The 12,092-nt window shown below is 67.5% G+C and carries 12 protein-coding genes and 2 pseudogenes; 7 read left to right on the top strand and 7 right to left on the bottom strand.

Annotated features, from left to right (window positions below):
* The 3 genes and pseudogenes from QTI04_RS28595 to QTI04_RS28585 form a co-directional block, all read left to right on the top strand.
* On the top strand, nt 1-316 hold a 316-nt coding region (locus tag QTI04_RS28595; RefSeq protein WP_286618578.1), incomplete at its 5' end, for a transposase.
* Nucleotides 313-1,059: an acetoacetyl-CoA reductase gene (phbB, locus tag QTI04_RS28590; protein ID WP_286618577.1), complete on the top strand. Its 747-nt coding sequence runs from the start codon at nt 313-315 to the stop codon at nt 1,057-1,059. The genes QTI04_RS28595 and phbB, both read left to right, overlap by 4 nt.
* 329 nt (nt 1,060-1,388) lie before the next feature.
* Nucleotides 1,389-1,682: pseudogene (locus tag QTI04_RS28585) on the top strand (pentapeptide repeat-containing protein); the annotation flags it as partial.
* Between the two features lie 520 nt (nt 1,683-2,202).
* Here the strand turns inward: QTI04_RS28585 and QTI04_RS28580 are convergent.
* A complete protein-coding gene (locus QTI04_RS28580) occupies nt 2,203-2,967 on the bottom strand; it encodes a relaxase/mobilization nuclease domain-containing protein (RefSeq protein ID WP_336621915.1) in 765 nt (254 codons plus the stop codon).
* Between the two features lie 319 nt (nt 2,968-3,286).
* Nucleotides 3,287-3,571 carry a hypothetical protein gene (locus QTI04_RS28575; protein WP_286618574.1) on the bottom strand — a complete coding sequence of 95 codons (285 nt, stop codon included), beginning with the start codon at nt 3,569-3,571 and terminating at the stop codon, nt 3,287-3,289.
* A 268-nt stretch (nt 3,572-3,839) separates the two neighbouring features.
* On the opposite strand from QTI04_RS28575, the gene QTI04_RS28570 reads away from it, so the two are divergent.
* Nucleotides 3,840-4,241: a hypothetical protein gene (locus QTI04_RS28570; RefSeq protein WP_286618573.1), complete on the top strand. Its 402-nt coding sequence runs from the start codon at nt 3,840-3,842 to the stop codon at nt 4,239-4,241.
* 655 nt (nt 4,242-4,896) lie between these two features.
* On the opposite strand, the gene QTI04_RS28565 is transcribed toward QTI04_RS28570, so the two are convergent.
* From QTI04_RS28565 to QTI04_RS28550, 4 genes are all read right to left on the bottom strand, one after another.
* Entirely contained in the window at nt 4,897-5,142 is a 246-nt protein-coding gene (locus QTI04_RS28565) for a hypothetical protein (protein WP_286618571.1), read from the bottom strand.
* Nucleotides 5,142-5,411: a hypothetical protein gene (locus QTI04_RS28560; protein ID WP_286618569.1), complete on the bottom strand. Its 270-nt coding sequence runs from the start codon at nt 5,409-5,411 to the stop codon at nt 5,142-5,144. Before QTI04_RS28560 ends, QTI04_RS28565 begins: the two co-directional genes overlap by 1 nt.
* The gene (locus QTI04_RS28555) at nt 5,408-5,662 is read right to left on the bottom strand and encodes a hypothetical protein (protein ID WP_286618568.1); all 255 of its coding nucleotides are present in this window, start codon (nt 5,660-5,662) and stop codon (nt 5,408-5,410) included. Before QTI04_RS28555 ends, QTI04_RS28560 begins: the two co-directional genes overlap by 4 nt.
* Before the next feature lie 92 nt (nt 5,663-5,754).
* Entirely contained in the window at nt 5,755-7,794 is a 2,040-nt protein-coding gene (locus QTI04_RS28550) for a ParB/RepB/Spo0J family partition protein (RefSeq protein WP_286618566.1), read from the bottom strand.
* 809 nt (nt 7,795-8,603) lie between these two features.
* Between QTI04_RS28550 and QTI04_RS28545 the strand changes: the two genes are divergently transcribed.
* From QTI04_RS28545 to QTI04_RS28535, 3 genes are all read left to right on the top strand, one after another.
* Nucleotides 8,604-8,909, top strand: a complete 306-nt coding sequence (locus tag QTI04_RS28545; RefSeq protein ID WP_286618565.1) for a hypothetical protein — start codon at nt 8,604-8,606, stop codon at nt 8,907-8,909.
* A gap of 734 nt (nt 8,910-9,643) precedes the next feature.
* A complete protein-coding gene (locus QTI04_RS28540; RefSeq protein WP_286618564.1) occupies nt 9,644-9,943 on the top strand; it encodes a hypothetical protein in 300 nt (99 codons plus the stop codon).
* Between the two features lie 79 nt (nt 9,944-10,022).
* Nucleotides 10,023-11,174, top strand: a complete 1,152-nt coding sequence (locus tag QTI04_RS28535; RefSeq protein WP_286618562.1) for a YhcG family protein — start codon at nt 10,023-10,025, stop codon at nt 11,172-11,174.
* 71 nt (nt 11,175-11,245) lie between these two features.
* Here the strand turns inward: QTI04_RS28535 and radC are convergent.
* Nucleotides 11,246-11,665 (bottom strand): annotated as a pseudogene (gene radC, locus QTI04_RS28530) (DNA repair protein RadC); the annotation flags it as partial.
* Nucleotides 11,666-12,092 lie beyond the last annotated feature (427 nt).

The raw sequence follows: 12,092 nt of genomic DNA, 5'->3' as shown, positions 1-12,092 counted from the left end.
CTTCAAGGCGCTGGACCCGGTCAAGTACCTGCTGCAAAGAGATGCGGCGCAATTGCCCGAACCGCAGCGCGCGGTCCTGAGACAAGCGCTGGACTCCAGCACCGTGCTGCGGACCATCTATTCGACACGGCAGGATCTCACTGCCCTGTGGAGCCGATCCACCGCCACGAAGGAGCAGTTGGTGAAACAGTTGGAAGACTGGTGTCGACATGCCGAGGAAAGCGGCATCGGAGCGCTGCGCGACTTCTCTCGAACCCTGCGCTGCTATGACACGCAGTCGCCGCTCCGGCACAACGCACGAAGGGGAATGACATGAGCAAGCAACGTGTGGTCCTGGTCACCGGAGGCATGGGTGGCCTGGGCGAGACCATCTGCGCCAAGATGGCCGATGCCGGCTACAAGGTGGTCGTGACCTATTCGCCGGGCAACAGCACGCACGCTGAGTGGGTGGCCGGCATGAAGTCCCGCGGCTTCGACGTGCTGGCGGTGCCGTGTGACGTGGCCGACTTCGAGTCTTGCGCCAAGGCGGCGGCGGAGGTGAACCGCCAGGCCGGCGCCGTCGATGTGCTGGTCAACAACGCCGGCATCACGCGCGACATGACTTTCAAGAAGATGGACAAGCTCAACTGGGACGCAGTGCTGCGCACCAACCTCGACAGCCTGTTCAACATGACCAAGCAAGTCGCGGACGGCATGGTCGAGCGTGGCTGGGGCCGGATCATCAACGTGTCCTCGGTCAACGGCTCGAAGGGCGCCTTCGGCCAGACCAACTACTCGGCGGCGAAGGCCGGCGTACACGGCTTCACAAAGGCGTTGGCACTCGAGGTCGCGAGGAAGGGCGTGACCGTCAACACCATCTCGCCGGGCTACATCGGCACGAAGATGGTCACGGCGATCCCGCAGGATGTGCTCGACACCAAAATACTGCCGCAGATCCCGGTCGGCCGGCTGGGTAAGCCAGAGGAGGTGGCTGGGCTCGTGATCTATCTCGCGTCAGAGGAGGCCGCGTTCGTCACGGGAGCCAACATTGCGATCAACGGCGGACAACACATGCAGTGATTGGCGAGGAAGCCGACCCGGGGGACAAGGTCGGTCGCGAGGCTGCGCTGGCCGAGCAGCGCGGAGGGCACTCCGCGCACTCGGGCAGACCGCATTCGTCGCCTTTATCTGACGCGCAAGTGCTTGACCGTGTCCGATGCCTTCCCCATCGCGGTCGCCGTTGCCTTGCCCGATTCCGCGAGGAGATCCGACGCTGTTTGCACCTGTTGCGCCATCAAGCCCTGTCCCTGGGTGGACCAGCCCATAAGGCTTTCCGAGTACTCACGCGCGAACGTTGAATAGTTCTCCGTGAGCTTGCTGATGAGGTCCGCGTAGACGTCGGAGACAAGGACTCGCTACTGGTCGACGCGTGACTGCGCGGCCTGTCATTTCGCAAGCAATCCCTCGCGCAACTCGATTTTTCCGAAGCCGACCTATCGGGCTGCGATTTCCGCGATGCCGTGTTCGAAGGCGGCAGCTTGCGCAATGCACATCTGAAGTTGGCCCGATTCGAAGGCGCCGACTTGCGCGAGGTTGATCTGGGCGGCCTGCGGCTTGCGAACGCCACCCTGTTCAAGGGCGCAACCATCTCCCACCGGCAAGCGGCCACTCTGCTCGAGGAACTGGGTCTGCAAGTCGTCTGAGCCCACGGCGCGGCCTGCGGCGGCGCACGGTCGGCGCCTTGCAGCATCCCCCTCGTCTTCCTTCGTTGCGCAACCTGGTCGGATTTGTTCAGGCTGCCAGTCGTTGCTCGACGTGGTGGCCGCCGATGTTCCACGGCAGCAACTCGCCGATGCGGTTTATCGGATGACCGCTTTGTGGTGACCTATCCTTAGGTCGCCTCCTGGCCGGTTGCTTCAATTCGAAAAGCTCACACACATGTCTGCAAAGGGCACGAAGGGGCCAGTCCTCGATGCTGGGTCGAACGGCCGTTCCGTGCCCCAAAGGAGAAGTAGGTCGCCCGAGTAACGCAGACGTTCGAGCCTTCGTCGGGCGAACTCCGGTCATTGGAACAGCGTAGCGCCCGGCGAGCTTCCTATCCAAAGCTTGTCCACATTTGATACCCCGAAGGATTCCTCTCATCGCCTTTCGCGACTGGCCTCTGAAGTTTGCTCGTTCAGGTCGAGAAAGGTTCCTGTGAGTCAACCGCCCTAACGAACACGCCTACCGCGCGTTCACATTTCGTGGAGGTATCTCGGCAGTCCGCTCAACGCTTGCCGCAGCGCGACGCCTGTCGTTCAGATGCGCGAGCAGGCGCGCCTTCAGGTCTTCCCGGTCGGTGGCTGGCGAAGGCAAGCTGAACACGAAGCGATCGACCTCACTCGCAAGCTGCAGGTCTCCTTGGCTTCGCAGCTTGCCGGCCACCAGACGCCATGCGGCCACCACTTGGGACCGCGTCGCCAACAACCTGCCCCTACCGCCCTCCCAGACCGCGCCGCCCTTCTGAATTTCCTCCGCCACGGTCTGCAGGCGGCCGCGCATGAAGCTCGAGACGACCGGTGCCCGCTCAACCGTCTCGTTTCTCGCATCCTTGGAAACCCGCAGCTCACGCAGGCGATGATGAATCGGGTCCTTGAACCCCTTGCGCGCGCCCCGCAGTTGTCTCGGCGTCGCGTTGGCAGCGACGCCCTCCTCCCGCATCAGGGCGGCGAACTGCTCCCGCCATGCGCGCAGAGTGTCCTTGCGCACGTACAGCCGCCGGCCCGGCTCGAACTCGTGGTTGCATTTGACGACCAGGTGCACATGGGGATGGGCTTGATCGGTGTGCAGCACCATGGCGTATCGATACTGGAGCGCGAAGTTCTCGCGTGCGAAACTTCGCGCAGCGTTCAGCACTTTTTGGGGTGGGGTGCCTGCCGGCATCGAGAGCACGATGTGATGGACCAGTTTCGCGCGTAAGTCCTTCGCGCCTGCGGCAGGCTTCGCCATGTAGTGGCTTCGGCACAGGTCGAGTTGCCAGTCTGCGATCAGCCCATCAGCGACCGTCCGACCTTGCAGCGTGACTCCTTCGTCGGTCTCGACCTGGAGCTTTCCATGACGATCGATGTACTTCAGGTGCGCTCTGGCAGCGCCTGTATCGCGCGCGCCACCCGAGACCTTCACCAGGACCTCTGCCGCGCGGCCCACTGTTCGCTTGACCTGCTCGATCTGCTCCACACTGAGCGTCGCACGCGCACCCGGACCGCGGCGGCCGTAGCTGACGATGTCGAGCTCCATCCCTTCCGTGCGCGGTAAGGTGACGATGCGCCTAGGCACGTCCGGCCTCCCAGCTGATCAGGTTCGCGCGAACGACGGACGCCACCGCGTCGCCGACGCCTTCGATGACACGGCCGACATCTGCCCACGGCGCGTGCCCGTCGGATTGCGCGTTTGAGGAGGCCACAGCATTCGCACCAAGCGAGCGGAACTGGCGGTGGAAGGACGCCAAAAGTCCGGCCGCGCAGCGCAGCTCCTCCAACTCCTTCGGTGGCATTACCGGCGTACCTCGGACGTGGCTGCGCACGAGCATGGTCACATAGCTCGCGGTCTTCATGCGGCGTGATGCTGCCCGCGCGTCCGCGAGCGCACGGTCGCCTGGCCGCAAGCGAAGGGTGAGACGGTCATTGGCGCGGCCCGCATCAGATGCGAAGGGCGGTACCTCAGCCGCATCGCTCGGTGAGTTCGACGCGATCACGTGTTCGACCAGTTGCGCGAGAAATGCGGATTCAGTGAGGCCCCGACGCGCGGCCAGCGCGGCAAATCGAGCCTTGGTATCGCTCGAAGTTCGGGTGCCGATGACGACGGATCGAGGGGCGCTGGGCATGGTGAACGACGAAACGTTAACAATGTCTGACGCCAGTCTATCCTGCCATCAAAGCCAAACAAGGCCTCAGCGTTCGGCATGCCGAACAATTGAAATCCGCGCTCCATCGTCACGCTTCGCGCCCACGACTGGGCAATCTTTCAGCCTCGCCAAAGCGGCCATCAGGGTGAGTGGCATTGAGCGGGTCGACAACGCAAGCATCGCATTGCCTGCAACCTTGCATGTTCGGCATGCCGAACATCTCGACGAAAGGACGACGCGTCGTGGCGCGATCGGCCAAGTGTTCGGCATGCCGAACAACTTCGGCCGTGCTCCGCCAACGTGCTACACGACGCAGGCAACTCGCAAGTGTCTGGTGTGCCGAACAGCGATCAACGGCAAGTTGGCGTCCTGGCACTGAGAAAGCTGGCGAAATCGATCGCGCTTCGGGTTTCAGCCCTCGGATGTTCGGCATGCCGAACATCTCCCTCGAGAGAATCGGGCGGGTCACGGGCACGCGATGAGCAAGTGTTCGGCATGCCGAACACCGACGGCCGTCGACCGAACAGCGAACGCGAGCCGGCGGCCGACACCATCGCTCCAGGCTGCCCGGTAGCCAAGCAGCGCGCGCGGCCGGAGGTCCCGTCGCTCATCCTTCGCATGAACGCATGTGCGTGTGTTCGGCATGCCGAACGCTTCGGCGAAGACGTGCGTTGTTGCGTCGCGAAGACCCTCACCAAAAGAGAGGCCCCGGGGCGCGAACCGCGGGGCCAATCCACCAAGAGATGGTGGAGGAGACATTCGATCACCGTCACGGCACAGGGACGGTCCGGGCGGCGCCTGAGAAGACACACGCGTGGGGCGTGCCGAAGTGTGCACCAACCAACACCTTGCCTGCAAATTCCCTCGTTGTCAAAGGCGGTGGTGCTCGAACTCGCGGCCGGATCTCACAGGACCGGACTGCACGCAAGACAGCCCGGCACCAAGGAGGTACCGAAGCAACACATCCCGCGTGTTCGGCATGCCGAACGGCGCCCAGGCAAAGGCCCGTCCGGAGGGACGGGCCGGCGCCAAGGTCAGCGCGAGGGACGTCGCGCCGCCCTCCCCTGGCGAGCCGCCCGCTGCACGCGCTCCAGCGCCACGCGCTGCTTCACCGCCGTGTAGTAGCACCAGGCAACATCGACCGTCTCCGTCGATCGCAGGCCCTTCGCGCGCAGTTCGATCACGCCGCCCACGAGCGTCACCATCACGGCACGGAGCCCTCGCTCGCGCACCATGGCTGAAGTCTCCCGGGTGACGGGCTTGCAGGACTTGGTCGCCATCACTCGCTCCAGCGCGAGGCGAGCTGTCGCGCTCGCTCGACGTGGCGCTCGGCCTGCGCGAGATGCTCGGCGATCGCGACGAGATCCGCGTCGGGCGCGTGCCGCTCACGGGTCTGCTCGACGCCGAGCACGGCGAGTTGCAGCAGCTCCGCGCATTCCCGCGTTCGTCGGCACAGGCAGTGCCCTTCGAACGGACTCAGCACCGGACGCGGCGTCGCCGCGTCGCCGGCGTGGGGAGTGCGATTCGGCAGGGGTGCGCTCGTTGTCATGGCGTGGGCTCCTTTCCGGTCTTTGGCTTCGCAGGCGGCAAGGGGCCCTCGCGAGCGGGCAACTCGAGCGGCACGGGCGGGAGCTCCTTGAAGCTGCCGATCTGGGCCTCGGTCAGCACGGGCTGGAACCTGCTTTGGAAGGCGCGTTGCGGTGCGGGCGCGCCGGCATCGGAACGGAACAGGGCGATCGCGGCCAGCCCGGCGAGGGACAGCACAGCGGCCGACAGGATGAGAGGGGTCCGGGTCTTCATGAAAGTCTCCTTCAAAGTCGAACGAAGCGGAAACGGAAACGGCGGTCCGCGATCGCGATGAGGCCCCGCCGATCGGGCGGAGCCTTCATCGGTCATGCGTCGTCGTCGGGGTCGGGCGTGGCGGTGGCTGGCATCGCTCGCAACGGGCCGGGCAGCCAGCGCGTGCCTTCGAGTTGCCGTGCGCAATGGGCGGCGAGTTCGCCCTTCTTCATCTTCGCCATGACCGCCGTCGCACCGACGCCGGTGGCCTCCTTCACGGCTTCCAGCGCCTGGGCCTTGCTCACGCTCGACAGGTAGGTCGCGGCAGTGGGCAGCCACCAGTCGGCCATGTCGACGCCGAGCGCCTCGGCCAGGGTGTCGCTGTGGTCGCGGGACCGGCTGCGCGGCGTGATCGCGTGGATGCTGCGCGCCGTGCAGTAGGCGAGCAGGTCCTGCAGGGTGGTATCGGGCTGCCCGAGCAGCCACTGGAACAGGGCCGTGGGGGAGCCTGGCAGGCGGTCGCCCCATTCGGTCTCGGCCTGTGAGAGCAGCGTCGCGGCGGGGCTTGACGCATAGTCGCTGGCGTCCTGCGACAAGGTGCTGTCACCGGTCACCCGGACCGTCACCTTGACCACGTCGTTGCCGGTACCGTAGAGCCCGAAGACGGTCTCCGCCATGCGATGGACCAGCGTGACCAGGGCGATGCGAGGGTTCTGCATCAGCGCGGCCTGCAGGGCTGCGGTGCGGTGGGCCGTGAGATCGCGCATCAGCCGTTCGCTGAAACCTGGCCGGGCGGAAGGGGAAGCGACCGCGTCGCGCTCGTCCTCGTCCGGGTCCAGTCTGCGCGCGCGCTCCGGGCCCAGGTCATCGGCGGGACGCACGAGGCCGCGCTCGATGTGCAGGCCACCCCGGTGGTCGAGGCTGGCCATCGCACCGCTTCGCGCCTTCTGCTCGGGGCGCCAGGTCCGCAGTGCCTGGCGCAGACGGGAGAGTTCATCAGCCGTCGCGTCGAGCGCGTCCGCCATCTGCTGCTCGACGTTGTCGAAGTCGTCCGCATCGGGGTCGACCTCGTCCTGAAGCTGGTCGTAGGCGTCGGTCTGCTCGCGCAGCCGGATGGCCAGGGCCTCGAGCGCCGCCGCCTCGTCGGCGGTGGGTTCGCGTTCGCTTTCCGGCTCTCGCGTGAAGCGACGCAACGCGAGACCATCGGGCTCGATCGCGCACTCGACCCAGGACCATCCTTCCTCGTGGAGTGCGGCGGCGACGCCGCGCAGCTTGTCGACCGCGAGCGTGTGCAGCAGCGGCAGGTTGTCGAGGTAGATGCTGCGCGGATCCTCGCCGGAGGCGAACAGGTCGCGGCGCACGCCGCCGCCCTCGGCCTCGTAGGCATCGAGACCGACGAAGCGCGCGAGGCGGCTGTCGGCGGTGCAGGCCTCGGCGGTGATGACCTCGCGGATGCGCCACGCGCTGCGGTCGCAGGGACGCAGTCCGTCCCAGAGGGCCTCTTGCGCTGCAGGATCGTCGACGAGGGCCAGGGCCTGCAGCTGCTCGCTGCCGATCTCGTCGGCCCGGTAGAGGTCGATGAAGCGCGTCGAGAGTCGGGCCAGCTTGAGGCGGCGCTGGACGGTCAGTGGCGACACGCCGAAGCGGTCCGCGATCTGGGCGACATCGAGTCCGTCTTCGTGCACGAGTCGCTGGAAGGCCTCGATCTGGTCGGCCGGGTGCATGGCTTCGCGCCCGCTGTTCTCGGCGAGCGACACCTGGACGGCCCGGTCCGCTTCGAACAGGGTGCAGGCCACGGGTCGATCCGCCGGCCATCGCCCTTGCGCGGCGAGCATCTGGATCGCCTGCAGTCGCCGGCCCCCGGCCACCACGGCATGGCGGCCATCGTCCTGCGCGATGACGCTCAGGCGCTGCAACAGGCCTTGCGCATCGATCAGTGCTGCGAGTTCGGCGAGGCCATGCGAAGGGCTCGCCTTGCGCACGTTTGCCGTGCTGAGGCACAGCCGGTCCAGTGGCACGAGCAGGTCGCGTGCCGGGGCGTCGGAGGCCAGACGGTGCGGGTCGCCCGCGGCGACGTCCGATCCGCTCCGCTTCGGGCGTTCTTTGCGCGCGCGCACGCCCGTGTTCTTCCTTGCCTTGTCGATGACGGTCATGACGGTTCCTTTCGATGAATCAAGCGAAGTGATGCCGGGTTCCTAGATTCGGAGCCCTTCGTGAAAGGGTTCCGGGACGCATCGGCCGCCGACCCGGTGCTGGCCGCCGTTTTCCTGAGTTCTTCGCCCGGGGGAGAAGCGGCGCGCGCGGGGACGGGGGAGCAAGGGGGAAGCATTCGTAACGCGTGAGCGTTATGAACACCCCCTTGCAGGCGCAGCCGGTCAGCCGGCACCGCGCTCGCAAGCTCCCCGGGAACAGCGAAGGGCTCAGGCAAACGGCAGCCCGCCGGCGCCACCGGCGCGTCCCGCAACCGCCGCGCGGCGAGCGCGCCCAGGCGCCGCAGGCGCCTCTGATCAGGGGTAGTTCGAGGGACGCAGTCCCTGCGCCAGGGATGCGCAAGGCGGCCGCAGGCCGTCCCCGGGAGGGGATGAGCGCGCAGGCGCGAACCTGGAGCAGCCCGACAGCGGCGAAGCCGGTGGGGCGCCCGCCATCGTCACGCGGCAAGGGGTGATCGTCATTTCGGCAGGCAGCGACATCCGCCGATCGACGGCCGGGATCGACCTCTTCGCTGCAGCGGCTCCGCTTGCAGCGCGCGGCCTATCGGGCCGCGCGCAGTCAGCAACGAGATCCGCGCGCGCCCGATGCCTGGCCAGGCCGCCTCGCGCGCAGGCGCGCCGGCGCCAGCGACACGCAGCCGCCCCGGCCTTCGGCCGCCAGGCCGAGGACCCTTGCCCTATGGCCAGTTGCCAAGGCGCCGGGGCGCCGGGGCGGGGCTTCCAATCACGGCTGGGGTGAGGCAAGGACGGACATGTCAAGAATCTGCGGCCAGGCGAAACAGGCTGGGACCGGCAAGCTGGTCAACGACGAGGTCGAGATCGAGCACGAGGAAGGTCGTGCGCACTACAGGGCAAGGGTCCTGCTGGTCGGCGGGGGCTGGCATGAGTTCGATGCCGCCCTGGTCAGCGGACAGACCCCGTCCGACCGGACCCGGCACATGCTGCAGCGGTTGCTGGTTCAGATCGACGGCCTGGACATCGACAGGCTGCATGAGGAAGCGGCGCACCCCGGAGGCGACTGGCGCGGCGATAACGCCAAGGGTCCTCGGGCGCGATGACGGCGCGCGCTTCCGGGGGCTTCGATCGGGCCGACGCGAACGGAAGGCCGTCATCGCCGCCGCGACGCGCGAGAGGAAACGACGCTGATGTCCGCGGTAGAGCCCCGAGCGCGAGAGGGCGTCGATGCAGGGGTTGACTCGCACTTTCCGATGCCGGCGCATCGCCTACGGTCGGCACACTGGACTCGTGGCCCGTGGCAAAGGTGGCAAAGGTGCCAAACGTGGCAAAGGCGAGGAAACCTCCCTGTTGCGACCGATGTCCGTTGGCAGCGCCAGGCGCTGCATGTCGGTGATGAAGGTGCACAGGTCGTTCTCCTTGAACGGTTGCGGGCCGGAAGTGCCCCCGTGACCGTCGGCGGGCACGCCGCAGCGCAGCGCTCGCGGTTCGAAGACGGCCTGGGGCCGCGAGCGCACCGCGGGTGCGCGCCGACCTTGACCGCGAGAACGGCGTGGCAGCCTGAAGGGAGCGGCAGGTCCGCCACCTGCGCTCACTCGCCTGGCCCGCCCTGCGCGGTGTCGCGCCGGGATCGGGCGGGAGCGATGCAGGCCCGGGGATGCGAATGGCGGTGGCAAGAGAGAAAGCCCTGCCTTGTGGGGCGCGCGCGGCGCCCCAGATAGGCAGGAGACGCCCGGCCTCCGTCTCCGCGAAGGCGGCGATTGGCGCAGAAAGACGAATCGACGCCTTCGCCACTTTCCTCGCACCAGGCCGGAACGCTGTTTGCTGGAGATTTGCCATGCTCACGACAGACCAGAAGGAAGCGATCCTGCGCAGGGCCGGGGTGGCCGTCCCGGACTTTCCGTCCGGCCCTCCTCGGTCGAAGGCGCAGGAGCCGGACGCACGCGGCAACGCCGCGTGGTCCGGGAAGCGATCGGTGTCCGGGTCGCGTCGAGCCGCGATCGGGCAATGGGCTGCGACGATCGATGCGCTGTACGTCGAGTACGTCGCGAGGCGCGCGGCCAAGAGCCTGCGCGATGCCGAGGAAGCGCGCCAGCTGAGCTTGCTGCGCCTGGCGGGGCAACGCTCGGGAACGTGAGGCCGGCTCGCTGGAGGCGACGCCACGCGAGCCCACGCGACCCCAGGCCGCGTCGTGGCGTCGTCTACAGTCTCGTGCGATGACCCGCACTCCCGATCCGACGAGCGATTACGCACATTTCATCGACGACCTGAAGCGGCGGGTCGCCGCGGCGCGCCTGTCGGCCGCGCGCGCGGTGAACCGCGACCTGATCGCGTTGTACTGGGACATTGGCAAGGCCATCCTGGACAAGCAGCAGGCGCTGGGCTGGGGCCAGGCGGTCGTCGAGCAGATTGCGCGCGACCTGCGGGCTTCGTTTCCGGGCACCCAGGGCTTTTCGGCGCGCAATGTGTGGGACATGCGTCGGCTGTACGAGGCCTACGCGGGCACGCCGTTTCTGCGACAGCTTGTCGCAGAAAGCCCGGGCACGCCGCCGCGCCGCCCCGCGCGTTCGGCGGTCGCGGCCGGCGTCGAGCCGGGGCTCGGACTTCTGCGACAGCTTGTCGCAGAAGTTCCCTGGGGCCACCACCTGGTGGTGCTCGGCAAGGTGACCGAGCCGGCCGAGCGCCTCTTCTACCTCCGGGCCGTCGCGGCTTTCGGCTGGAGCCGCAATGTGCTCCTGAACCAGATCAAGGCGCGGGCCTACGAACGCTCGTTGTCCGAAGGCAAGAGCCACAACTTTCCGGTCGCGTTGCCGGGGCACTTGGCCGAGCAGGCCGAGGAAGCGCTCAAGAGCAGCTACAACCTGGAGTTCCTCGGCATCCGCCAGGCCGTGAAGGAGCGCGATCTGGAGAACCAGCTGATCGACAAGCTGCGCGACTTCATCCTCGAGCTCGGCTATGGCTTTTGCTTCATCGGACGCCAGCACCGGCTCACCCTGGGCCGCAACGAGTACTTCATCGACCTGCTGTTCTATCACCGCTTCCTGAAGTCGCTGGTGGCGATCGAGCTGAAGATCGGCAAGTTCGAGCCCGAGTACGCCGGCAAGATGGATTTCTATCTGAACCTGCTCAACGACAAGGAGCGGGCGCCGGACGATGCCCCCTCGATCGGCATCATCCTGTGCGCCGAGAAGGACAACCTCGAGGTCGAGTTCGCGCTCAAGAGCAAGTCCAACCCGATCGGCGTGGCCGAGTACCAGCTGCAGGGCAAGCTGCCGGCCGAGATGAAGGGCAAGCTGCCCTCGGCGCGCCAGCTGCAGGAGGTCGTGCGAGCGGCCCTCCCTCGCCCGGGTCCGGCGGGCGGGCGCTGAGCCGCGAGGTCGCGCGCGACCGCGCGCGAGACCGCGGTCGGGCCGCCGCGAATCGGGGCGGCCGGTGTGCCTCAGAGCAGTCCCCGCTGCGCGAACGACAGCGTCTGGGCGCCCGCCACCACCAGGTGATCGACCACCTGCACGTCGACCAGCGCCAGGGCGGTCCGCAGCACTTGCGTCAGCGCGCGGTCGGCGTGCGACGGGTCGCTCGACCCCGACGGATGGTTGTGGGCCAGGATCACGCCGGCGGCGTTGTGGTGCAGCGCGCGCTTGATGATCTCGCGCGGGTAGACGCTGGTCTGGGTCAGCGTGCCGCGGAACAGGTCCTCGAAGGCCAGCAACGCATGGCGCGCGTCGAGGTAGAGCACGGCGAAGCTCTCGTGCGCCTGGCCGGCGAAATGCAGCTGCAGGAAGTCCGCGACCGCCTGGGGCGTATCGAACACCGAGCGATCGCCGAGCTCCTCGGCGAGCAGCGCCTGCGCGAGCGCCAGGCCGGTCACGAATCGCTGGCAGCCCGGCAGCGACGAGTCGCGCGCAAAGCGGGCCAGTTGCCGCAGGGACCGGCCGTTCGATTCGAACAGGTCGTCGGCCTCGTGGCCGAGGAAGGGACGCAGCGCCTCGAGGACGTGGCGTTGCTGCGCGTTGAGGTCGGTGGATGCGGTCATGGCGGAACTCCTGTGGATGCCACAGGCGGGATTGCCTGCGGGCCCCGCACCGACCCCGCCGCAGCGCAGCGCTCCAGGCCGCCGAAGGCGCGCGGCACGCGCCGAGCCCGCGCAGCGGGCGCAGGGCCTTGAACGCGAGAACGGTGGGGTAGCGTGAGGGCTCACAGGCAAGCCCTCCCCTCCCCTCCTCTCCTCTCCTCTCTCATTCCCCTGCCCTTCCACGCCTCCCGCTTCCACTCTCTACCTCTGCCTT

Source organism: Variovorax sp. J22R115 (assembly GCF_030317005.1).
In the GTDB taxonomy this organism is placed as follows: domain Bacteria; phylum Pseudomonadota; class Gammaproteobacteria; order Burkholderiales; family Burkholderiaceae_C; genus Variovorax.
This window is presented reverse-complemented; position numbering and strand designations above follow the sequence as displayed.

Excerpts from the sequence above, each read along its gene's own strand:
- QTI04_RS28550 (WP_286618566.1), bottom strand. The coding sequence starts at position 7,794 with ATGACCGTCATCGACAAGGCAAGGAAGAACACGGGCGTGCGCGCGCGC.
- QTI04_RS28545 (WP_286618565.1), top strand. The coding sequence starts at position 8,604 with ATGTCAAGAATCTGCGGCCAGGCGAAACAGGCTGGGACCGGCAAGCTG.
- QTI04_RS28535 (WP_286618562.1), top strand. The coding sequence starts at position 10,023 with ATGACCCGCACTCCCGATCCGACGAGCGATTACGCACATTTCATCGAC.
- QTI04_RS28555 (WP_286618568.1), bottom strand. The coding sequence starts at position 5,662 with ATGAAGACCCGGACCCCTCTCATCCTGTCGGCCGCTGTGCTGTCCCTC.
- QTI04_RS28580 (WP_336621915.1), bottom strand. The coding sequence starts at position 2,967 with ATGGCGAAGCCTGCCGCAGGCGCGAAGGACTTACGCGCGAAACTGGTC.
- QTI04_RS28570 (WP_286618573.1), top strand. The coding sequence starts at position 3,840 with ATGGTGAACGACGAAACGTTAACAATGTCTGACGCCAGTCTATCCTGC.
- QTI04_RS28540 (WP_286618564.1), top strand. The coding sequence starts at position 9,644 with ATGCTCACGACAGACCAGAAGGAAGCGATCCTGCGCAGGGCCGGGGTG.
- phbB (WP_286618577.1), top strand. The coding sequence starts at position 313 with ATGAGCAAGCAACGTGTGGTCCTGGTCACCGGAGGCATGGGTGGCCTG.
- QTI04_RS28560 (WP_286618569.1), bottom strand. The coding sequence starts at position 5,411 with ATGACAACGAGCGCACCCCTGCCGAATCGCACTCCCCACGCCGGCGAC.
- QTI04_RS28575 (WP_286618574.1), bottom strand. The coding sequence starts at position 3,571 with ATGAAGACCGCGAGCTATGTGACCATGCTCGTGCGCAGCCACGTCCGA.
- QTI04_RS28565 (WP_286618571.1), bottom strand. The coding sequence starts at position 5,142 with ATGGCGACCAAGTCCTGCAAGCCCGTCACCCGGGAGACTTCAGCCATG.